The organism is Sphingopyxis panaciterrae, assembly GCF_011762125.1.
GTDB lineage: Bacteria > Pseudomonadota > Alphaproteobacteria > Sphingomonadales > Sphingomonadaceae > Sphingopyxis > Sphingopyxis panaciterrae.
The window spans coordinates 715,009-736,686 of the sequence record NZ_JAASQN010000001.1; the positions used below are offsets into that span (position 1 = coordinate 715,009).

Here is a 21,678-nt window from a genome sequence, read left to right on the forward strand (position 1 = left end):
CGCCATATAGATTAACCGCCGGCCTCACCATGAGGAAGCCGTGCTATCACCTATGCCCGGAAGACATAGCAGAAAGCGCCAATTGCTGGAGGTGGTAAGCAGGCGTTTGCTGTAGCCTGTGCGCATGTCGACCATGATTCAGGAACGAGCCGCGGCGCCAGCCGCGCTACACTGGCCGGACGTGCTCTATCAGAGCCTTCGCGATGCCGGGATAACCCATGCGAGCTATGTGCCGGACGCCGGCCACGCGCGGCTGATCGAACGCCTTCGTGCCGATCCCGACGTTTCTGCCACGGTGCTGACGACCGAGGAGGAGGGCATCGCGGTCGCCGCGGGCGCCTGGCTCGGCGGCAAGCGCAGCGTCGTGCTGATGCAGTCGAGCGGCGTCGGCAATTGCATCAATATGCTGTCGTTGCCGATGATCGCCCGCTTTCCGCTGCTGATGCTGGTGACGATGCGCGGCGAATGGGCCGAATTCAATCCGTGGCAGGTTCCGATGGGCGCCGCGACCGCACCCGCGCTGCAGGCCATCGGCGTGCGCAGCTTCCATGTCGAAACGCCCGAGGACCTGCTCGAAACGGTGTCGGCCGCGGCGATCGAGGCATTCGACGGCGATCAGCAGATCGCAATCCTGATCGGGCAGCGCATGCTGGGAGAAAAGAAGTGGTGAGCGGGCTCGACCGCAGACGCGTCGTCGAGGCGTTGCTTGCCGGGCGCGGCGACGCGCTTGTCGTGACCGGGCTGGGCTCGCCGAGCTACGACGTGCATGCGGCGGGCGACGTTCCGGCCAACTATTATCTGTGGGGCGCGATGGGCAGTGCGTCGCTCGTCGGGCTGGGACTGGCGCAGGCGCAGCCCGGCAAGCCCGTGCTGGTCATCACCGGCGACGGCGAGCAGCTGATGGGCCTCGGCGGGCTGGCGACGATCGGTATCGCGGCGCCCGACAATCTCACCATCGTCGTCATCGACAATGGCCATTTCGGCGAGACCGGGATGCAGGACAGCCATACCGGGCTCGGTATCGCGCTCGATCGCGTGGCGGCCGCCTGCAATTTCGCGGTGGCGCGCACCGCCTCCAGCCAAGCCGATGTCGATGCGATTTGCGCGGAAGCCGGCAGGAAGGCCGCAGGGCCGCGTCTGTTCGTGATCAAGGTGAAGGCGGAGAATTTGCCGCGATCGCTGCCGCCGCGCGACGCGGTGTTCATCAAGAACCGGTTCCGCGCGCATCTCGGCCTCGCGACGGCATGAGCGGGCTGGTCGACTTTCGCAACATCGTCGCTGGCCGCACCGTCGAGCCACGCGACTGGTTCGAGAGCATCGATCCTTATACGACAACGCCGTGGGCACGAATTCCCCGCGATGGTGCGGAGCAGGTCGACGCCGCGGTGGGCGCGGCGTCGATCGCTTTCCGAAAAGGGGAATGGGCCGAGCTGACGCCATCGAAGCGCGGCCTGCTGCTGCACCGCTTCGCCGATCTGCTCGCCGAGCGCGCCGGTGCGCTGGCGGCAATCGAGACGCGCGACAATGGCAAGCTGCTCGTCGAGGCGCGCGCGCAATTGCGCTACATGCCCGAATGGTTCCGCTATTTTGGCGGCCTTGCCGACAAGATCGAAGGCCGCATGCTGCCGATCGACAAGCCGGGCATGGTCGCCTTCACCCGCCGCGAGCCGCTCGGCGTCGTGGCGGCGATCCTGCCGTGGAATTCGCCGTTGCAACTGCTGAGCTGGAAGCTCGCGCCGCTGCTCGCCGCGGGCAATACCGTGGTGATCAAGCCGTCCGAACATGCCTCGGCCTCGACGCTCGCCTTTGTCGAACTGTTCGAAGCCGCCGGTTTTCCGCCCGGTGTGGTCAACACCGTCACCGGGCTTCCGGACGAGGCGGGCGCTGCCCTGGTCGCGCACAAGGACATCGCCAAGATCGCCTTCACCGGCGGCGAGGCGGGCGGCATCGCCATCTATCAAGCCGCCGCCGCCGCGCTGAAGCCAGTCACGCTGGAACTGGGCGGCAAATCGGCCAATATCATATTCGCCGACGCCAATCTCGATTCCGCGGTGAATGGCGTGGTCGCTGGCATCTTTGCCGCCGCAGGCCAGACCTGCGTCGCCGGATCGCGATTGCTGGTCCAGCGCCCGGTGCACGATGCATTGGTCGAACGCATTGCGGCGCTGGCGGCGCCGGCGCGGCTTGGGGATCCGTCCGATCTGGCGACGCAGGTCGGCCCGATCGCGACCGAAGCGCAATGGTCGCGGGTGAACAATTATGTCGACATCGCACGCGCGGAGGGGGCCGAACTGGTCCTTGGCGGCGCCTCGCCGGATCGCGCCGGATGGTTCGTCGCGCCGACTGTGCTGACCGGTGTGAACAACGGCATGCGCATCGCGCGCGAGGAAGTGTTCGGCCCGGTCCTGTCGGTGATCCCGTTCGACGACGAGGAAGAGGCGTTCGAACTCGCCAATGATTCGCCCTATGGCCTCGCGGCAGGCCTTTGGACCACCGACATGGCGCGGACGTTTCGCGGTGCCGAGCGGCTGCAGGCGGGCACGCTGTGGGTCAATAGCTATCGCGCGGTCAGCTATATGGCGCCGTTCGGCGGGTACAAGCGCAGCGGATTGGGCAGGGAGAATGGGCAGGAGGCGATCGAAGCCTATCTGCAGACAAAGACCGTTCTGATCGATCCGGATGCACGCGTCGCCAATCCCTTTTCTATCCGCTAGCGAACGGCCATGACCCGCGAACATCTGCTCATCATCGGCGGCGGTATCATCGGTGCGCTATCGGCGTGGTCGCTTCGGCAGGAGGGCTTTGCCGGGCGGATCAGCGTGATCGAGCGCGACCCGACCTATCGCTTCGCCTCGACCGCGTTGTCGGCCGCGTCGATCCGCACGCAATTCGCATGCCCGGTCAATGTCGAGCTGAGCCTGTTCGGCGCACAGTTCCTGAAAAATGTGTCGGGGTCGCTCGGGGTCGAGGCGGATATCGGCTTTGTCGAAAATGGCTATCTGATCCTCGGCGACGAGCGCACCCTGCCGGCGCGCGAACAGGCGCTTGATATGCAGAGAGCCTGCGGCGCCGCGGTCGAGCGGCTGGAGGCGCCCGCGCTGGCCGAGCGTTTCCCCTGGTTATCGACCGACGGCGTCGCCATGGCCACCTTCGGCACGCGCGACGAGGGCTGGTTCGACGCCTGGTCGCTGCTGCAGGCGGCGAAGAGCGCGGCGCAGGCGGCGGACGTCGCCTTCGTCCGGGCCGAGGCGACCGGTTTCACGACGCGCGGCGGCCGGATCGTGGCGCTGGAGACCGCTGGGGGCGAGATCGCGGGCGATTGGTTCGTCAACGCCGCCGGCGCCGCCTCCGCCCGCGTCGCGCGCTGGCTGGGGCGCGATTTGCCGGTGCGCGCGCGCAAGCGCACCGTGTTCCATATCAAGGCGCCGCTCGATAGCGAGCGGATGCCGATGCTGTTCGACGTCTCGGGGGCGTGGATGCGGCCCGAGCGCGACGGCTTCATCGCCGGCATCGCTCCGCTCGACGATTGCGACCCCGACGCCGATGGCGATTTCGAGCCCGATCATGCGCTGTTCGAGGAGGCGCTGTGGCCGATCCTTGCCGCGCGCGTGCCGGCGCTCGAAGAATTACGGGTGCAATCCGCCTGGGCGGGCCATTACGAGATGTGCCTGTTCGATCACAACGGCATTGTCGGCTTTGCGCCCGAGGCCGAAAATTACATCCTCGCCACGGGCTTTTCGGGGCATGGGGTGATGCATGCACCCGGCGTTGCGCGGGGCGTCGCCGAACTGGTCGTGCACGGCGCTTATCGCTCGATCGATCTTGCGCCGCTCGGTATCGAACGGATCATCGCCGGGCGGCCGATGCCCGAAAGCGCGATCTATTAGGAGGAATGGCATGCGGTTGAAGAACAGGGTGGCGGTCGTCACCGGCGCGGCGCGGGGGATCGGATTGGCCTGTGCCCGCCGCTTCGCGGAAGACGGTGCCCGGGTGGTGCTGTCGGACGTCAATGCGGAAGGGCTGGATGAGGCCGTGGCGCAGCTGGCGGGCGAAGGCCATGACGTCGCGGCGTTCGTCGCCGACGTCAGCGTGGTCGAGGAGATCCAGAAGCTGGTCGACTTCGCGGGCGCCAAGTTCGGCTCGATCGACATCATGCTCAACAATGCCGGCATCGCTCTGACCCAGGATTTCCTGACGATCACCGAAGCCGATTTCGATACGGTGATGGCCATCAACCTGCGCGGCGCCTTCTTCGGGGTGCAGGCGGCGGCGAAGGCGATGATCGCGCAGGGGCGCGGCGGCGTGATCATCAACATGTCGTCGATCAACTCGCGCATGGCGAACCCCAGCGTGGCGACCTATGCGATCTCCAAGGGCGGGCTCAACCAGGTGACCGGTACCGCCGCGGTCGCCTTGGCGCCGCACGGCATCCGGGTGGTCGGCATCGGCCCCGGCACGATCGCGACCGAAATGCTCAAAATGGGCTTTTTGACCAACGAGGCGCAGGGGAAGATGATCCTCTCGCGCACGCCGGCCGGGCGGCTGGGCGAAGCAAGCGAGGTGGCGGCGGTCGCGTCGTTCCTCGCCAGCGACGACGCGTCCTATATGACCGGCCAGACCCTCTATCCCGACGGCGGGCGGATGATCCTCAACTATGTGATGCCGGAGCCGGAGCAGTGACGCTTGCGCTGCCGGTCTTCCGCCGCCTCCACCATGTCTGCATCGTCGTGCACGATATCGATGCCGCCGAAGCCTATTATGAGGGCGTCGGGATCGGGCCGTGGCACGATTATCCGCCGCTCGACCAGTATACCGAACTCGATGTGCCGAGCCGCGAGGGGTTCCTCGGCATGAAATACCGCTTCTGCGATATCGACAATATGCAGATCCAGCTGTGCCAGCCGCCAGAGGTGGATTGTCCGCAGCGGCGCTTTCTCGAAGAGAAAGGCGAGGGCGTGTTTCACCTCGGCTTTACCGTCGACGATTGCGACGCCGCCGAAGCCGCCGCGCGCGATGCCGGGGTCCCGGTCCTGATGCGTGGCCGCCGGCCCGACCGCAGCGGCTTCACCTATTTCGACAACGCCGATCGCGCGGGCGTTGTGCTGGAAATCCGCCGCGCGGCCGGCGGCTGAGGAGATCGGAATGCGATCGATCGACCTCAATTCGGATCTCGGCGAAGGCTTTGGCCCGTGGCTGATGGGCGACGACGAGGCGATGCTGGCCATCGTCACCAGCGCCAATGTCGCTTGCGGCGGACATGCAAGCGATCCCGAGACGATGTACCGCACGCTGGCGCTCGCCGCGGCGCGCGGCGTCGTGGTCGGCGCGCATCCGAGTTATCCCGACAAGGAAGGGTTCGGCCGACGGCGGTTGCCGTTCACGCCCGCGGAGGTCGAGCGCTTCGTCGCTGCGCAGATCGGCGCGCTGGTCGCGGTGGGGGCGCTCGCCGGGCACCCGATATCCTATGTCAAGCCGCATGGCGCGCTCGGCAATTTCGCGACCGAGGACAGGCCGGTGGCGGAGGCGATCATCCGGTCCGTCGCCGCGGTCGACGGCAGCCTTGCGATCCTTGCCATCTCGGGCACCATGCTCGAACGCGTCGCGCGTGAAGCGGGCCTGATCGTGTTCAGCGAAATATTTGCTGACCGCGGATATACACCCCAGGGCAATCTGGTGCCGCGCGGCCAGCCCGGCGCGATGATCCACGACCCCGACGCAGCGGTGGCCCGGCTCTTGCGCTTCCTGGCGACCGGGCGGATGCCGACCGTCGATGGCGGCGAGGTGCCGCTCGATGCCCATTCGGTTTGCGTCCATGGCGACAGCCCCGAGGCGCTTGCAATGGCGCGCTCGATCCGCGCGGCCTTTGCCGCGGACGGGGTCGAGGTCGCGCCGTTTCTGGGGTGAGCACCGGCTTCCCCTTGGTCAGGCCGGTCGGTGCGGCGGCGCTGCTCGTCGAACTCGGAGACCGGATCGATGCCGGGATCAATGCGCAGGTGATCGCGCTCGACCGAACGCTGGCGGCGGCGGCACCGGCGGGGCTCGTCGAGACGGTGCCGTCCTATGCCTCGCTGCTTATGACCTTCGATCCTCTGGTCACCGATGGCGCGGCGCTCGCGGCAGAGGCGCTGCACCTTGCGCGAACACTGCCCGCACCGCAGGGGCAGGCATGCGAGCATATCGTCCCCATATGTTATGACGGGCCGGACCTGCCGGCGGTCGCCGGGCGCACCGGCCTCACCATCGATCAGGTGATCGCGGCGCATCTTGCCGGCGACTATCGCTGCTACATGTACGGCTTCGCGCCCGGCTACGCCTATCTCGGCGGCGTGCCGGAAGCGCTGCAGCTGCCGCGCAAGGGGAGCGCGGAGCGCGGCCATCCGGTCGGCAGCATCATCGTCGCGGGCGCGCAATGCCTGATTACCACCCTGCCGATGCCGACGGGCTGGTGGGTCATCGGCCGGACGTCGTTGCGCGTGCTCGATCCGCTTGGCGAGCGTCCGTTCCGGTTCGACCCCGGTGACCGCATCCGGTTCGAGCGGGTGGACCCGGTCGCGCCGGACAATTGAGATGACGGCCAGCCTCCACATCGAGAATGCGGGGCCGCTGACCAGCGTGCAGGATGGCGGGCGCCGCGGCCACATGCGGTTCGGCGTTCCCGCATCGGGGCCGGTCGACCGGTTCGCCTTCGCGGCCGCCAATGCGGCGCTCGGCAACGCGCCGGGTGCGGCGCTGCTCGAGATATCGGCGGGTGGCATTGCCTTGCGCTGCGCCGGCGAGGCGCTCGCTTTTGCGCTTTGCGGCGGCGATTTCACCGCCGAGATCGATGGCAGATCGCTCGGCGGCTGGCTCGTCGAGCGGCTTGAGCCGGGGCAGAGGCTGCGGATCAAGGGCGGCGCCGCGGGCAATTGGGCCTATCTTGCCTTTTCCGGCCGGATCGACACCGATGTTTGGCTGGGCAGCCAGGCCACCCATGCGCTGTCCGGGCTCGGCGGCGGCATATTGCGCCCGGGGGCCGCCATTGTCGTCGAGGATGTGCGCACCGGGGGACAGAGGCCAGGCCCGCTGCCCGCGATCGCAGCTTCGCCGATCGAGACGGCGCGGATCGTGCTCGGACCGCAGGAGCGCTTCTTCGCGCCCGCATCGCTGGAGCATCTGGCGAATACGACCTTCCACGCCGGTGCGGCGTTCGACCGCATGGGCCGCAAGTTCGAGGGTCCGGCGTTGCCGCCGCTCTCGCTCGATATGCCGAGCGAGCCTGCGGTGCGCGGCGCGCTGCAGGTGGATGGCGCGGGCCAGCTGACGCTGCTCCTCGCGGATCACCAGACGATCGGCGGCTATCCGAAGATCGCGGTGGTGGTGGAGATCGACATCGACCGGATCGCGCAGCTTCCGGCCGGCGCACCGCTTCGGTTCGAAATATTGTCGCAGGCGGAAGCGATCGCGCTGATGCGTCGGGCGGCGAGAGAAGAGGATCTGCTGAAGCGGATCGCAAGCCGCCCCGATCTCGATGAGCGCTTGCGCACCATCAACCTGATCGATGGCATGGTGGATGCTGGAAAACCGGACAGCGAGCTGCCGATCCCTTGAGCCGGGTTTGAACCGGACCTCAGATCACCGGTAAGCTGCGCCGGCGCAATTCGCTCGGCGAAGCGCCGAAACGGCGCTGCACGGCCATGGAGAAGCTGGAGGGGTGGCTATAGCCCACCGCGTAAGCGATCTGCGTGATCGACGTCTCGCGCTGTTGCAACAGCGCCAATGCATGCTCCATTCGCCTGTCGGTGATAAAGTCGTAAACCGTCTGCCCGGCGATCTGCCGGAAGCTGAGGCAAAGGTTGCTCCGGCTCATGCCGACCTGCTGCGCCAGGTCTTCAAGCGACGGCGGCGTCACGAAATTCTCGGTCAGCAGACGCTGCGCCTCGATCACGCTGCGCGTCGTGAGCGCCGAGGTCGGCGGCTGGCGCAGCCGCTCATCCTGCGCAAGCGCCTGAAAGGCGTGGCAGAGGATCTCGATCGCCTTGGATTTCAGAAACAGCCGCCGGCTCGCCCCTTCGAGGTCGCAGGCATACATGTCTTCCAGGCAGCGCTGAAGCCCGCGCACCAGCGGCAACCTTCGCGCGACGCTGCGCCGCAGATTGCCCGCGATGAAGTCCTGCACTTCGGCCGGCAGTTCTTCCGTGCCCTGCGCGTAAAGGCGCTTCAGAATATTGCGGTGGACGACAATGGTAACGCCATCGTTGCGGCCTCGAAACGCCGCTTCGGCGGGCGCCATTCCGGGCGGCTCGATGATGATCGAGGCTCCCGCGCCCCTGATATCTATCCTCTGGCCGTCTGGCGTCGCATATTCATAATCGCCGTCGCTGGCGATACGAACGCGCAGCATGTTCGGCGCGGCCATCGACGTTGCGCATGGCGCTGCAAAAGTGGTGCGCGCCAATTGCACGAACAGCCCGTCGGCGAGCCCGCAGAATTCGGAATAGCCGACGGCCCAGCTTTTGGCCGGGTTCACCCGGTAATGGCGGGGGTCGCCAAGGGGGACGAGCGTTTCCACCTGTGACGGAATTTCGTCCCCGGCGTCGAGTGCATAGGTGCTCGACGCGTAGGGCAGGGTAACCGGAAGAAAATGTTCGATCGCTGCGAAGCGGCGCAAACGCCCGGCATCGGCCGCGCCCTCCATCAGTTCGGATACCGGCGGAGTCTGGCGCCCGTGCGTCCGGTATCCCGCCTGCTCATGGTCCGATCGATGCACGGCATCCTCCTTCGCATCGTCGGTTTAGACGATTAGCGAACACTTCTGTACGCTGGACTATGAAATCGGTCCAGCGTTGCGGCTAGTCAAAGCCGTCGGAGGCGCACCGGACGCGTGCACACCGGCGGGCTCGATGGGAGGGCGGATGCTCTCCCAGGCCGGACAGAGGAAAGAACGACATGACCGAGACACTTCCCGCCGCACAGGGCGCCCGACCAAAATACCCTCAGGTGGAGCCGCGCCCGGAGACGGTCGAATTTGGGGGCATAAGCTATCAGGACCCTTTCCGCTGGCTGGAAGAGGATGCCGACCCCGCCGTGACGGCGTGGCAGGCCGCCCAGGATGCGCTGACGCAGGCGCATCTCGTCGGCCTTCCCGGCTTCGGCGCCTTTTCCGACCGGTTGGCGGTGATCGGAGCGAAGGAAGACCCGACGGTTCCTATCTTTGCCGGGGGGCGCTGGTTCAGAAAATATGTGCCGGAAGGCCAGAATCTCGCCGTGGTCGAACTGTCCGAAAGTCCGACCGGAGCGGGCCGGCGGGTCGTCGACCTGAATGCCATGCAGACGGGTGAACCCTTGCAACTCAGCACCTTCATTCCGTCTCCCGATGGGCGCAAGGCGATCTTCGGTTGGGCTGCGGGAGGCCGTGAAGAGCCGCACTGCCAGATCATCGACGTCGATACGGGCGCGGTACTGGTGGACGGTCTGCCGCAGAAGCAGCCGCTTTTCTTCGCCTGGCTGCCGGGTAGCAGCGCGATCGTCTATTCGGTCCTCGATCCCGCTTCCGCCGTTGCAAAATTGTTTCGATTTGTCCTCGACGCCCCGGAGCAGCCGACGGTCGAGCCCGTCGAATTCAATCATCCGGTCGTTCGGCCTGTCGTATCGGCCGACGGCCGCTATCTGCTGGCCTTCGTTGACCATCTCGCGCCGCGGCCCGATTATATTCTCGATCTTCAGGGTGACGGTGTTTGGCAGCCGTTCCTGAAGGATGTGCCGGGGATTTTCCGCGGCGATGTTCTGGAGAGCAATTTCATTGCCGTCATCGACGACGGTGCCTCACGCGGACGCGTCGTCTCCATCCCTCTGGCGACGCCGGACCGGCGCGAGACGTGGAAGGAAATCGTGCCCGCCTCGGACAACGTGCCCGGCGTGGTCCTGATAACCGGGGGACGCGCCCTTGTGCTCGATCTGGTCCAGAATTACGCCCGCCTTCGCGTGTTTGGAAAGGACGGCGATTTCGAAGGTGAAATCGAGCTGCCCGGACGCGGCGTTGTCAACAGTTTCAGCAACCTTGCCGTGTTGTTCAATATGATCGACCCCGTGTTGCGCGCAGAGGATGGCCGGGTGATTTTCGCCTTCTCGACCTTTGCGACAGCCCCGGTGCTTTGCATCGCGGACGTCGCGACGCGCAAGCTGACGGCGCTCGGCGAGCCGTCGTGGCAACTCGACGTTCAGGTGGTCGATCGCGTTGGCAAAAGCGCCGATGGGGCAAGCATCAGCTATCAGGTCGTGGCGCGCAGCGACCTTGATCTGTCGACCCGGCCGCCGACGGTGATCCACGGCTATGGCGGCTTCAACGTCGCGATGTTGCCGGGGTGGCTGGGCGCCCAGTGGGCGGCGTGGATCGAAGCGGGCGGGGTGCTCGCGCTCGCCCAACTGCGCGGCGGCGGCGAATATGGGGCGACCTGGTGGGAGCAGGGCCGGCTGAAAAACAAGCAGAACAGCTTCAACGATGTCTTCGCGGTTGCCGAGGATCTGATTGCGCACGGCATCGCCACGCCCGGCCGTCTGGGGGTGATCGGCGGGTCGAACGGTGGCGTCATGGCGGCCGTTGTGGCCGTCCAGCGCCCCGACCTGTTCCGTGCCAGTGTACCGCAGGTGCCGATCAGCGACCTGCTGGCGCGCGTTCGTGATCCGGTCACGATGGTGTCCACGCTGGACTATGGCGACCCGGCCGATCCCGAAACGGCGGCAAGTCTCTACGCCTGGTCACCCTATCAGAATGTGCGGGACGGCGTCGCTTATCCCGCCATGCTGATCGACTGCGGCGGCAATGATCCGCGCTGCCCCGCCTGGCATGGCCGCAAGCTGGCCGCTCGCCTCCAGCAGGCGTCGGGCAGCGACTTGCCGACCTTGCTGCGCGTCCGCGCCGAAGCGGGGCACGGCGCGGTCGGAAAGGATCAGCGACGGCACCAGTCTGCCGAGGTGCTCGCTTTTCTTGCCGGAGAACTCGGCCTCGCCGTCTGAAGCGGCCTCGATGGGATCGGCAGCGTTGAATCGCCGCCGATCCCGGGATCGGCACCGGATTTCCCATCCGTCACCAGGCGCCAACTGTTCGCCGGCTTTCGGCGATTGGAACGCAATTCGATCGGGCAAGTCGAGCGAGGTCGCCCTTCGTTCATCAATCCATAAGCGTCGGGTCGTTGGTTCCATCAGTGGCTTCAACGTTGCCGGACCGGATTCGATAATAGGCTAAGCTACCGGAATCCTGCGATTTCGATCATATCCGCATTTTACCGATGGCGGGGTCGGTGCGGCCGGGCCGGCCGGTCTCGACCTTGCCTGCAAAGCGGCGGAGGAATTTCGGATCGTGCGGGGTGCGGACGGCCAGGTCGTACCAATTGTCATGGCGGGCGAGGTGCCAGCGTTCGTTCCGGCTCGTTTCGGCCGGGACCCTGATCTTGCGCGAACGGCCGCTCTTCGCCGAATAGGCATCGTCGAAATCGACTTCGAAGATGACGGGTTGGTCGCTGCCATTCACGAATTGCAGTTCGACCGCATCTTTGGCGGGAAGATGCATCAGGGACGCTTCGATGCGCAGTCTCCCGACGAACGCCCCGGCATATCGCCGGTATAATCCATCGGGGCCCGTCAGCGTCAGATCATAGCCGTCGGGTGCACCGTCTGCTTCATGCCAAGCTTCGCTTTCGTGACTGGCATTGACTCCGATCGTGTAGTGCCAAGGCGACGCATGATGGCTGTTGTCATAGACCGTCAGTGCCGCGCCCGATCGTCCACGATTGACCATCTTCAACCGGAACCGGCCTTCCAGCGTAATCTGCCCTGAAATATCGAGCTCATAGGGAAGCGGTCGCGCGCGGCGCTGGCCCGGCATTTGCGCGGTGGGCTTCTGAACGGCGGGGATGACGTTGGCCGAGCCGGTTTTTGATCGGGCAACCCGTTCGAGGAAGTCATCGGTGCCGGGCAGCATGAGCGCCGCCCAGCCGCGGTTGGGGTCGGTGAAATCGAAGGCCGAGGTCAGGTCGCCGCAGACCGCGCGGCGCCACGCGCTGATATTGGGTTCGCCCACCCCGAAACGCCGTTCCATGAATTGCAGGACCGAGGTGTGGTCGAACAGCTCGGAGCAGACGAAGCCGCCGCGGCTCCACGGCGAGACGATGATCGCGGGCACGCGAACGCCGAGCCCGATCGGGTGGCGGCCGGGGTTGGCGACCGCGGCCGCGCCATAATCCTTGATCTCGCCATCGACCGGGACGGTGCTGTACCCCTGTGCCGCCTCCATCGGCGGGACGGGCGAGGGCATATGATCGTAGAAGCCGCCGCTTTCGTCATAGTTGACGATGAAGACGGTGCGCGCGAACATCTCGGGATGGTCGACCAGCGCCTCGATCAGCTTCGCCGCGACATGTTCGCCCTTCGACGGTTCGGCCTCGGGATGTTCGGACAGGTCTTCGGCGGTGACGATCCACGACACCTGGGGGAGCGTGCCGGCGGCGAGGTCCGCGCGAAACGCCGCGACCAGCTGTTCGCCGTCCGAGCGCGTGCGGTCGGCGCCGGTCTTGTGTTCGCTGACCCATGACCGGCCGCGGCGATACAGGTCCGATCCACGGTCGCAGGGGCGAAAGGCCGGGAAGATCGACAGCAGGTTGTCGCCGTAATTGTCGTACTCCTGATAGACTTTCCAGCTGACCCCCGCTTCCTGCAGCCGTTCGGCATAGGTCGTCCAGCGAAAGGCGTCGGGGCGCAACGGCAGGTCGGTCGCCATGTCGGCGCTGGGCGTTTCATCCTCGCCATAATTGGTCATTTCGGGATCGCCGCCGACCGTCCCGCCGCCGTTGCAGCCGCTGAACAGGTGCAGGCGGTTGGGATAGGTCTGGGTCAGGGTCGAGCAGTGATAGGCGTCACAGATGGTGAAGGCGTTGGCGAGCGCATAATAGAAGGGCAGGTCCGACGGCCCGTAATGCAGCATCCGCTTGTGTAGTTCGCGCGTCGCGCCCCAGCCGTCGCACCGCCCGCGGTTGAAGATGGTGAGGTTGGCCTGATGCCCCTGCGCCGACCCGTCGACGGTGAACGACTGGCTGCTTTTCGAATCGCCATGATAGGGAAGGACATAGCCGTCGGGATGTTCGTCGCTCGGCTGCGCCCAGATCGTCCGCCCGCCCGGGATCGGTACGGGCCGCGGGTCGCCGAAGCCGCGCACGCCGTCGAGCATGCCGAAATAATGATCGAACGAGCGGTTTTCCTGCATGAAGACGACGATATGTTCGACGTCCATGATCGTCCCGGTGGCATTGTTCGCCGGGATCGCCATCGCGCGTTCGATCAGGTGGGGGAGGAGGGCGATCGCCGCCCCGCCGCCCGCCGCCATCTGCAAGAAACGCCTTCTGTCCGTACCGCGCATCATCGAAGCTCCCATTCCGTCCTGTCGCCGTGGCGTCATAAATCTGGTATAGTCCAAAAAGACTACAGATTGACGACAAGGTTCGTCCGGCCCGGACGTGACAGGAGATGCAATGACTTTGGCAGTGATCGATGACATTTTTTCCATGTTCAACAGCCTGGGTGCGTTGAGTTACGGCGAGGACGTCACCCAGCTTGCGCATATCCTGCAGGCGGCCCATTGCGCGCGCGAAGACGGTGCACCCGATAGCCTGGTCGCCGCGGCGCTGTTGCACGACATCGGGCAATTCATGGACGACGCGGGAAATGCGGCGGAAAAGCGCGGGATCGATGCGCGCCATGAAGTCAGCGGCGCCGCGTTCCTGGCATCCTATTTCCCGGCCGAGGTCGTCGAACCGGTGCGCCTTCACGTCGATGCCAAACGCTATTTATGCGCGGTGGAGCCCGGCTATCTCAAGGGGCTGAGCAGGGCTTCGAAGATCAGCCTCGCGCTTCAGGGCGGGGTCTATTCGGCCGCGGAGACGGCGGCTTTTGCGGCGCGTCCCTATTCCGCCGAAGCCATAAGGCTGCGCCGTTATGACGATATGGGGAAGCGGCTCGATTGGGACGTGCCGGGTCTGGAAAGCTATCGCGATGTGTTGGAATCGCTGCTGATCGCGAAATAATATCATTTATATTTAAATGCTTGAATGTTTTTTCGCGCAAAAAATTCCTTGTCCGGACGCCTGTCACGCGCCTGTCATCGCAAACTGGTTTATACCAAATAATGGGCAAGCCCAAAAGGGCGTCAAAATATTGAAGCGAATCGACGCCACCTGCGGACCGCGATGACGATCTTCTCGCGGAACGGAGGAGGCTTGCCCGCGAACCGTCCCGATCGATCGCGTTCGGGAAGATCATCACACTGGATTATTGGGGATTTTCCTATGGCCACTTATCATCGGGCAGATCGCCGCCGAACGTTCCTCATGCTGTCGGCAGCCTCGCTCGCTATCACCCTTACGTGCGCTGCGCGTGCCGCTGAAGTCGATGAAGCCGCCGCTGCGGCGGTCGATTCGGCCGATGCCGACGCGCCCGACACGATTCACGTCTACGGTCAGCGGCTCAGCACCGCGGTGGCGATCGACGAGAAGCGCAAGGCCGACAATATCGTCGACGTCATTTCGGCGGACGATCTGGGCAAGCTTCCCGACGCCAATGTCGCCGATGCGCTGGGCCGCGTTCCCGGGGTGTCGGTGATCGTCAACCAGGACACGGGCGAGGGCGAATATGTCGCGGTCCGCGGCCTGTCGGGAACCTATAATGCGGTCAGCATCAACGGCGTCCGCGTGGCACAGACCGACCCCGACAGCCGCGACGTGTCGCTGAACGTCCTGCCGCCCAACGGGCTGGCGGCGATCCGCGTGACCAAGACGCTGACCCCCGACCAGGACGGCGATGCGATCGGCGGTACGATCGATTTCCGTACCCCGACCGCATTCGATTTCAAGGACCGGACGATCGTCCGGCTCTATGCTACCGGCGGCTTCAACGAACAGGCGCGCAAGGCCGACGAGGCGTCGTCGACCTATCAGGCGCAGGCCGACTTCGGCACGCGGTTCGCCGACGATCGCTTCGGCGCCTTTGTCTCGCTGAACTATGGCGTGTCGCACGGCAACGGCCAGGAAACCGAAAATGACGGCGAGTGGGAGCCGTATAAGTGGCGCAAGGATTCGGAGGAGCCGATCGACGAGCGCAACATGCACCTGCCGGGCATCGACCTCGATTACCGGCGGTTGAAGCAGACCCGCTATGGCGGCAATTTCTCGCTCGATTTCCGCGGCGATACGACCCAGCTTTATCTGCGCGGCCAATATTCGAAGCAGAAGCTGCGCGGGACCAACGACCTTACCGACTATAATAATATCGACACGCCGCGCTTTACCCAGGTCGACGAAGACGACACGGGGCTGGAGCAGCCCGAGGACATGATCACCGGCCGCGACAATCGCGGCGCCATCTATGGCTATACCGTCGGCCAGATCGTCGACGCCGACGGCGACGGCGTGATCACCGACGCCGACCGCGACGGCAGCGGTCTGTGGTCGCTGAACGGGCGGTCGGGCGTGTGGGATCCGCGCAATTTCGAGTTCGCGCGCAACTTCGAAACGATCGACCGCAACCAGACGCTCGCGACGATCAACTTCGGCGGCAGCAGCCAGTTCGGGCGGCTGAAGCTCGACTATGACGTCAGCTTCAGCGGCGGCGAACGCTCGTCGCCGGGTAGCTTCGAAGTCGCCTATGCCTGCGGCGAGGATCCGGTTTGCGTGACGCCGCAGACGGGAATCGACTGGGTGTCGAACGATCCGCGTTTCCCGCACGCCGGGCTGCCCGACTATGCCCAGTCGGTCGAGCGCGATTCGAGCCTGCTGGTGTTCGACGGCGCCGAATGGAGCCGCGACAAACAGACCGACAGCCGGATCGCGGCGCGGCTCGACGCGCGCTACGATATGGACGGGGTGCTCGATTATGTGAAGTTCGGCGCGAAGTTCACCCAGTCGCGACGCAAATATAACTACACCCCGATCTGGGAAGGCGACCTGCTCAACGCCGACCGGAATATGGCCGATTCGGGTTTGATCGACAAGGAAGTCGGCAGCATCCTGCGCGGCCAATATTATTATGGCGACGTGTTCGACCGCGACGCGGTCGAAGCCGCCATCCGCGCCGCGGCGGCCGACGGATCGGGGGCTCCGTCCGAGACCGACCTGCTCGAGGACGACAAGAAGAGCACCGAAAAAGTCTATGCCGCCTATGCGCTCGCCCATTTCAGCACCGGCCCGCTGCAGGCGATCGCCGGGATGCGGTTCGAACGGCGCGAGACGCATAACGAGTTCTGGATCGACGATGGCGACGACAGCGGGTTCGGCACGACCGATCGCGGTTACAACGTCTTCCTGCCGAGCGTCACCGCCATCTATCGTCCCGACGATCGCCAGGTCTATCGCGCCGCGATCTGGACCGGCTATTCGCCGCCCGAATATGGCTATCTGTCGGCGGGGCAGTCGATCACCCGCGAACCCGGTACGGGCGAGATCATCGCGATCAGCCAAGGCAATCCCGATCTGAAGCCGGCCAAATCGATCAACGCCGATATCTCCGCCGAATATTATATCGACGGCAGCAGCATGGTTTCGGCCGGCCTCTACTACAAGCATATCAAGAATTTCATCTTCACCAACGGCAGCCAGGTGAACGCCGACACCCAGAGCGGGCGGATCGAGATATCGCAGCCGCAAAATGGCGAAACCGCCGAAATCTATGGCGTCGAACTGAACCTGATCAAGAATTTCCAAGGCCTGCCCGCGCCCTTCGACGGCTTTGGTTTCGAGGGCAATGTGACGGTGCAGAAGAGCGCGGCATCGACCGGGCAGCCGTATCGCAACGGCGACAAGATCCGGTTCATCAACACCCCGCACCTGCTCTACAATGCATCGCTGACCTACCAGAAATACGGGATCGAGGCGAAGCTGTCGTATAATTACCGCGGCAAGTTCATCGAATCGCTCCGCGACAATGCCGTCGACAAATGGGTCCAGCCGAACCGGAGCCTCGACCTGCACACGCGCTATAATTTCACCAGCCAGTTCGCGGTCGACCTCGACGTTTCGAACCTGCTCAACGATTATAAATATTACACGACGAAGGGCGACAATCCGTCCTACATGAAGGATTATATGGAGCCGGGCCGTACGGTCCTGTTGCGCGCGAGCTATATCTTCTGACCGACGGGCGTTGACGCGAGGGGGCGCGGGACGGATCGGCCGTCCCGCGCCTTTCCTGCTTCTTGACCGGCGCGGGCAGGGCCTGTCATGACATGGCCAAGCCGCCTTCCTCCGCTTTCCGTTCCTCCTCTCCTCCGATCAGGCGTATGATGCCAAAAACAGCCGACTTCACTTCCTGGACCAGCACGGCGGATGCGGCAGACGGTCCGCAATATCTCGCGATCCGCAACCAGATCGCGCTCAGCATCGAGATGGGCAAGCTGGAGCCGGGCGCGAAACTGCCGTCCGAAAGGCAATTGCAGACGGGGTCGGGCGCCGCGCGCGGCACGATCCGCGAAGCATTGTTCCAGCTTGAAGCCGAAGGACTGATCTATCGCCGCGACCGCAGCGGCTGGTACGTGTCGCCGCCCGCGGTCACCTATGACCCGACGCGCTGGGCGGGGTTCATGACCTATGTCGCCGAACAGGGCAGGACGCCGGCGACATCGACGATCGGCAAGGAAAACCTGCCGGCCAGCTCGGCGGTCGCGGATATCTTCCGCGTCGCGCCGGGGACCCCGCTCCACCTGATCACGCGGCTGCGTTCGATCGACGGACGCCCGGTGCTGGTCGAACGGATTACCGTCGATCCCGCGCTCGCGCCCGGGCTGCTTTCGCATTCGCTCGACGGGTCGCTGACGCACATATTGACGACGCATTACAACGTGACGGTGGCGCGCAACCGGGTCGACATGCGCCCCTGTGCGCTGACCCGCGAGGCGGCGGATGCACTGGGCGTCAAATCGGGAACACCGGGACTGCTCGTCGTCCGCACCAGCTTCGACACCAGCGGGCGGGTCGTCGAATATGACCAGGAATATTGGCGGCACGACGCGATTCGCGTCCATGTCGACCTCGTCGTCCGGTGCTGACGGACTGACGGATCCTCAGCTTCCGGCGATGGCGGTGCCGCGGCGCCCCTTTCGAACGAAGGAGAGCGCCGAGCAGATCGTCAACAGGCCAACGATGACCGCGGTGGCATAGGCACAGAGGATATAGAAGCCCAGCCAGTCCATCGCCGGGGCGGCGATGCTGCGATAGAGGAGCAGCGCAACGCTGCCGGCGTAACCGGACGCATCGGCGATATAGATCAGAAAACCCGCATTGCCCGCTTTCCCGATCGCGGCGATCATCCGGTCGAACAGCATCGCATTGAACGGCGTGTAGGCGAGGTACAGTCCGGCGCCGGTCAGGATCATCCAGTCGAGCGGCGTCAGCCAGTGCGCCTGGAAGGCCAGCGTCGAAAGCCCGAGCAACAGCGCGCCGATGATGATGATGCCATGCATCGCGAGCAGCGCGCGCAGATTGTCGCGCACCAGCATCAGCGATCCGAGCGCGGCCAGGGCAATAACCGCCACCGGAATCTCGCTCTGGGAAAACACCGATGCTTCGCCGCCAAAGCCGAGCCCGATCCAGATCTCTGCCGCGAAATTGTCGCGGAAATCGCGCAGCGCGGTCAGCAGCACATATCCCAGTACGAGGAGGAGCATCGCCATGCCGTGATCGCGCAGGAAGGCGGCACGGTCCGCCCGCAACATCGGCTTGCGAACCGCACGCTCCGCCTCGTCGCGCCGGTCGGGCGGGGGCAGCATTTCGAGCGCCCAGACCGATATCAGCAACAGCGGGATGAACAGGCCGCCGGTGGCCGCGGGCATCCAGACGTCGCTGACGCCCGCCTGCATGAGCAGGACGGCAACACTCTTCACGACCCCGGAAGAAAGGATGAAGCTGGCACATAATAATGCGCCCATCACCTCCGACGTTCGCCGTCCCTCAAGATAGCTGAACACAAGGCCCCAGATCATGCCGAGCGGCAGGCCATTCAGAAACAGGCAGGCGACGTTCCACGGCGCGGGCAGCAGCGCGAAGAGGATGAGCGCCAGCCACGACATGCCGATCAGCCCGACGATGGCGATGGCGCGTCCCTTGCGGCCGATTTCGGCGATGACCCGGATGCCGATCATCTTCGACAGCGCATAACCGCAAACTTGGGCGATCAGGAGCGCCGTCTTGTAATCGACCGCGATGCTCCATCCCGCAACGTCGACATAGGTCGCCGCGGCAAAGGGCTTGCGGAACGCATACATCGAAAAATAGGCGAAAAAACCGGCAAGCCCGGCGAAAGTCGCAAAGAGCGGCGCGGGCCATCGCGCGATCAAAGAGGTGAAGCGGCGCACGAACATGGTCCCGAGATGAAGACGATCGCAGCCGGATGGCTGATCTCAAACTGGTATGGACCAGTTCTCGGACAAATTTGTGACGGACGAGCCGATTTTCGATATCCGGCACCGTGGTTGTTCATTCGAACGATGCGACCGCGAACAGGGCGAAATCCGTCGGATATCAAACCAGGGCCGCTTCACCGCTGGCTCGCAAGCCGACCGGCCGCTACCCGCCAGCAATCATAAGAAATGACCTGGATTATCGCAATCCGCGTAACATGGTCCTGATCGACATGGTCTTGAGTCCTTGCGTATCGCCCCATTCATATTCGGGTATGCTCGCTGACGGTGAACCCGCCGGTAGCAGCATCGGGTTGCGCGGGGCTCAGTTCTGAGCACCGCCGCACTGTGGAACGAGCGACCACAGCCAGAACTAGCCGAGGCGTGCTCATGAACTCCGATCGATGAGCGGTGAGGACGCGGTTAGAAATACGCTAGAAGGCGCGCGGCGCCGGCCGGCACTGACGCGCTAGACTTGCGCTAAGTGGTTTTTTCTGGAAGAAAATGGTGGACGCACTTTTTTTTAGGGCTCGAACCTAGGACCCGCTGATTAAGAGCGTGGCTTAAGCTCTTGTTATTGCTATTCATTTTGCGTCATTGTGACCCACGGAGCGCACGAAACCGTATCTTGGACCTGCTGATTTCCGAGCATATCGTCTCACGTCCGAGCATTCAATTTTAGTCGTCCGATACCCCCTTGGGACCCCAGCGGAAGATCGTCGTTTTTCCGGGTATCAGAGCGAAGGAGGATAGGCCCCGCGAGCGGAAAAGGCTCGAGCGGTCAGCAATGTCGTATCGCGGTGTGCGTTCGAAGTCAGGGTAAATCCCACGCGCTCGGGCGGCTAAATCTCACGCAGACTCATGATCGATAGAAAGATGTTTTATAAATCAATTTATGCCGATATTGTGATCGATAGAAAGGTGGCTGATCGATCATGCGCTGGAACTGGCAACGGCCGGAATGGCCAAATTTCCGATATGATGCGGCGCGTTTGCGCTCGGCGGAAACGCAGTTCCTTAAAGGGGCCGGTGTTGTCGTCGGCACCATGCATCATCTCGATGGCGAGGCCCAGCGCGGCTTAACGATCGAGATCATCTCGCAGGAAACGGTCGATAGCTCCGCGATCGAGGGTGAAGTGCTCGACCGTGCCAGCGTGCAGTCGTCGGTCGCAAAGCAACTCGGCTTCGCTGCCCCGGAGCGCCGGGCCAATGCGGCAGAGGCTGGCGCCGCTGAGCTCATGGTGGACTTGTACCAGAGCTACGCCCGGCCGCTGACCGATCAGCAGTTGTTCGATTGGCATAAAATGCTGATGCATGGCCGAAGAGACATCAAAGACATCGGTGCCTACCGGACGCACGCCGATCCGATGCAAATCGTGTCTGGCCCGCTTCACGCGCCGCAGGTCCACTATGAAGCGCCATCATCGGAGCAAGTACCGGCAGAGATGCAGGCGTTCGTTCAGTGGTTCAACGACAGCGCACCCAACGGCACCACGCCGCTTGCAGCGATCACACGGGCAGGGATTGCACACCTATGGTTTGAATCGATCCATCCGTTCGAGGACGGCAATGGGCGTATCGGCCGAGCCATTGCGGAAAAGGCGCTGGCACAGGCTCTAGAGGCGCCGACGCTGACCGCACTTGCCGAGGCGATCCATCGGCATCGCAAGGCCTATTACATGGAGTTGCATCGCGCGAGCGAGACAAACGAGATCGACGCTTGGTTAGAATGGTTCGCCAATATCGTTCTTGAGGCTCAGGCGCGGACGATCACACGCATCCGATTCCTTATCGAGAAAGCCCGCATGTTCGATCGGTTGAACGGTCGGATCAATATGAGACAGGAAAAGGCCCTTCTGCGCATGTTCGCCGAAGGGCCGGACGGCTTCGTGGGTGGGCTCAGTGCTCGCAACTATCAAACGATCACCGATGCGACATCAGCCACGACGACCCGCGATCTCGCCGAATTAGTCGAACTCAACGCGCTAAGACGTACCGGCGAACGGCGTTACGCGCGCTACAATCTCAACGTGGATATTGAGTGAGGATCGGCGGCATTCGATTTCGTGAGACCGCAAAATCCCAGAACAGTCGCACGCCACTTGGTCCGAACGTCGTCCCGAGACGTTGGTCTGAAACACCCCCCGGTCACATGGCGGCATAGCCATATCGCGCTGGGCTGAACTTTCCCGATGCAGGTCCTCCGCGCACCGGGAATTCCTTTGAGATCGCCGGATTTCCATGATTATTGAGGTGTCATTCGAAAG

At 64.1% G+C, this 21,678-nt stretch carries 17 protein-coding genes; 14 read left to right on the plus strand and 3 right to left on the minus strand.

Going from position 1 to position 21,678, the window contains the following annotated elements; genetic code table 11:
• The first annotated feature begins 124 nt into the window (after positions 1 to 124).
• Genes FHR22_RS03110 through FHR22_RS03150 form a run of 9 tightly spaced genes read left to right on the plus strand, consistent with a single transcriptional unit; the run spans position 125 to position 7,587 of the window.
• Positions 125 to 670 (plus strand): thiamine pyrophosphate-binding protein, encoded by a 546-nt coding sequence (locus FHR22_RS03110; protein ID WP_208417461.1) that lies wholly within the window; start codon positions 125 to 127, stop codon positions 668 to 670.
• Positions 667 to 1,248 (plus strand): thiamine pyrophosphate-dependent enzyme, encoded by a 582-nt coding sequence (locus FHR22_RS03115; RefSeq protein ID WP_208417462.1) that lies wholly within the window; start codon positions 667 to 669, stop codon positions 1,246 to 1,248. The genes FHR22_RS03110 and FHR22_RS03115 overlap by 4 nt, the downstream gene beginning before the upstream one ends.
• Positions 1,245 to 2,714, plus strand: coding sequence for an aldehyde dehydrogenase (locus FHR22_RS03120; RefSeq protein ID WP_166938837.1), 1,470 nt, complete (start codon positions 1,245 to 1,247; stop codon positions 2,712 to 2,714). Before FHR22_RS03115 ends, FHR22_RS03120 begins: the two co-directional genes overlap by 4 nt.
• 9 nt (positions 2,715 to 2,723) lie before the next feature.
• Positions 2,724 to 3,887, plus strand: coding sequence for an NAD(P)/FAD-dependent oxidoreductase (locus FHR22_RS03125; RefSeq protein ID WP_166938839.1), 1,164 nt, complete (start codon positions 2,724 to 2,726; stop codon positions 3,885 to 3,887).
• Between the two features lie 10 nt (positions 3,888 to 3,897).
• Positions 3,898 to 4,680, plus strand: coding sequence for an SDR family NAD(P)-dependent oxidoreductase (locus tag FHR22_RS03130; protein ID WP_166938842.1), 783 nt, complete (start codon positions 3,898 to 3,900; stop codon positions 4,678 to 4,680).
• Positions 4,677 to 5,132: a VOC family protein gene (locus tag FHR22_RS03135; protein WP_208417463.1), complete on the plus strand. Its 456-nt coding sequence runs from the start codon at positions 4,677 to 4,679 to the stop codon at positions 5,130 to 5,132. Before FHR22_RS03130 ends, FHR22_RS03135 begins: the two co-directional genes overlap by 4 nt.
• Positions 5,133 to 5,142: 10 nt before the next feature.
• Positions 5,143 to 5,904: a LamB/YcsF family protein gene (locus FHR22_RS03140; RefSeq protein ID WP_166938844.1), complete on the plus strand. Its 762-nt coding sequence runs from the start codon at positions 5,143 to 5,145 to the stop codon at positions 5,902 to 5,904.
• Positions 5,905 to 5,918: 14 nt separating this feature from the next.
• Positions 5,919 to 6,566 (plus strand): 5-oxoprolinase subunit B family protein, encoded by a 648-nt coding sequence (locus tag FHR22_RS03145; RefSeq protein WP_208417464.1) that lies wholly within the window; start codon positions 5,919 to 5,921, stop codon positions 6,564 to 6,566.
• Position 6,567: 1 nt separating this feature from the next.
• On the plus strand, positions 6,568 to 7,587 hold the full coding sequence (locus FHR22_RS03150) for a 5-oxoprolinase subunit C family protein (RefSeq protein WP_166938849.1): 1,020 nt from the start codon (positions 6,568 to 6,570) through the stop codon (positions 7,585 to 7,587).
• 19 nt (positions 7,588 to 7,606) lie between these two features.
• On the opposite strand, the gene FHR22_RS22635 is transcribed toward FHR22_RS03150, so the two are convergent.
• Positions 7,607 to 8,746: a helix-turn-helix domain-containing protein gene (locus FHR22_RS22635; protein ID WP_166938852.1), complete on the minus strand. Its 1,140-nt coding sequence runs from the start codon at positions 8,744 to 8,746 to the stop codon at positions 7,607 to 7,609.
• A 179-nt stretch (positions 8,747 to 8,925) separates the two neighbouring features.
• Between FHR22_RS22635 and FHR22_RS03160 the strand changes: the two genes are divergently transcribed.
• Complete coding sequence (locus FHR22_RS03160; RefSeq protein ID WP_166938854.1) at positions 8,926 to 10,992, plus strand: prolyl oligopeptidase family serine peptidase; 2,067 nt, start codon at positions 8,926 to 8,928, stop codon at positions 10,990 to 10,992.
• Between the two features lie 253 nt (positions 10,993 to 11,245).
• On the opposite strand, the gene FHR22_RS03165 is transcribed toward FHR22_RS03160, so the two are convergent.
• Positions 11,246 to 13,390 (minus strand): phosphocholine-specific phospholipase C, encoded by a 2,145-nt coding sequence (locus FHR22_RS03165; protein ID WP_243853434.1) that lies wholly within the window; start codon positions 13,388 to 13,390, stop codon positions 11,246 to 11,248.
• 109 nt (positions 13,391 to 13,499) lie between these two features.
• Here FHR22_RS03165 and FHR22_RS03170 point away from each other — a divergent pair, with 109 nt between their 5' ends.
• The 3 genes from FHR22_RS03170 (at position 13,500) to FHR22_RS03180 (ending at position 18,061) form a co-directional block, all read left to right on the plus strand.
• Positions 13,500 to 14,051 carry an HD domain-containing protein gene (locus FHR22_RS03170; RefSeq protein WP_166938857.1) on the plus strand — a complete coding sequence of 184 codons (552 nt, stop codon included), beginning with the start codon at positions 13,500 to 13,502 and terminating at the stop codon, positions 14,049 to 14,051.
• Positions 14,052 to 14,312: 261 nt separating this feature from the next.
• Positions 14,313 to 17,150 (plus strand): TonB-dependent receptor, encoded by a 2,838-nt coding sequence (locus FHR22_RS03175; protein WP_208417465.1) that lies wholly within the window; start codon positions 14,313 to 14,315, stop codon positions 17,148 to 17,150.
• 149 nt (positions 17,151 to 17,299) lie between these two features.
• Entirely contained in the window at positions 17,300 to 18,061 is a 762-nt protein-coding gene (locus FHR22_RS03180; RefSeq protein ID WP_166938859.1) for a UTRA domain-containing protein, read from the plus strand.
• Positions 18,062 to 18,076: 15 nt separating this feature from the next.
• Here the strand turns inward: FHR22_RS03180 and FHR22_RS03185 are convergent, their stop codons facing one another.
• Entirely contained in the window at positions 18,077 to 19,366 is a 1,290-nt protein-coding gene (locus tag FHR22_RS03185; RefSeq protein ID WP_341786543.1) for a DUF5690 family protein, read from the minus strand.
• A 980-nt stretch (positions 19,367 to 20,346) separates the two neighbouring features.
• Between FHR22_RS03185 and FHR22_RS03190 the strand changes: the two genes are divergently transcribed.
• On the plus strand, positions 20,347 to 21,456 hold the full coding sequence (locus FHR22_RS03190) for a Fic family protein (RefSeq protein WP_166938864.1): 1,110 nt from the start codon (positions 20,347 to 20,349) through the stop codon (positions 21,454 to 21,456).
• Positions 21,457 to 21,678: the final 222 nt, after the last annotated feature.

Coding starts and splice junctions, on each gene's coding strand:
- FHR22_RS03110 (WP_208417461.1), top strand. CDS start 125: ATGTCGACCATGATTCAGGAACGAGCCGCGGCGCCAGCCGCGCTACAC.
- FHR22_RS03120 (WP_166938837.1), top strand. CDS start 1,245: ATGAGCGGGCTGGTCGACTTTCGCAACATCGTCGCTGGCCGCACCGTC.
- FHR22_RS03125 (WP_166938839.1), top strand. CDS start 2,724: ATGACCCGCGAACATCTGCTCATCATCGGCGGCGGTATCATCGGTGCG.
- FHR22_RS03130 (WP_166938842.1), top strand. CDS start 3,898: ATGCGGTTGAAGAACAGGGTGGCGGTCGTCACCGGCGCGGCGCGGGGG.
- FHR22_RS03140 (WP_166938844.1), top strand. CDS start 5,143: ATGCGATCGATCGACCTCAATTCGGATCTCGGCGAAGGCTTTGGCCCG.
- FHR22_RS03150 (WP_166938849.1), top strand. CDS start 6,568: ATGACGGCCAGCCTCCACATCGAGAATGCGGGGCCGCTGACCAGCGTG.
- FHR22_RS03160 (WP_166938854.1), top strand. CDS start 8,926: ATGACCGAGACACTTCCCGCCGCACAGGGCGCCCGACCAAAATACCCT.
- FHR22_RS03165 (WP_243853434.1), bottom strand. CDS start 13,390: ATGATGCGCGGTACGGACAGAAGGCGTTTCTTGCAGATGGCGGCGGGC.
- FHR22_RS03170 (WP_166938857.1), top strand. CDS start 13,500: ATGACTTTGGCAGTGATCGATGACATTTTTTCCATGTTCAACAGCCTG.
- FHR22_RS03175 (WP_208417465.1), top strand. CDS start 14,313: ATGGCCACTTATCATCGGGCAGATCGCCGCCGAACGTTCCTCATGCTG.
- FHR22_RS03180 (WP_166938859.1), top strand. CDS start 17,300: ATGCCAAAAACAGCCGACTTCACTTCCTGGACCAGCACGGCGGATGCG.
- FHR22_RS03190 (WP_166938864.1), top strand. CDS start 20,347: ATGCGCTGGAACTGGCAACGGCCGGAATGGCCAAATTTCCGATATGAT.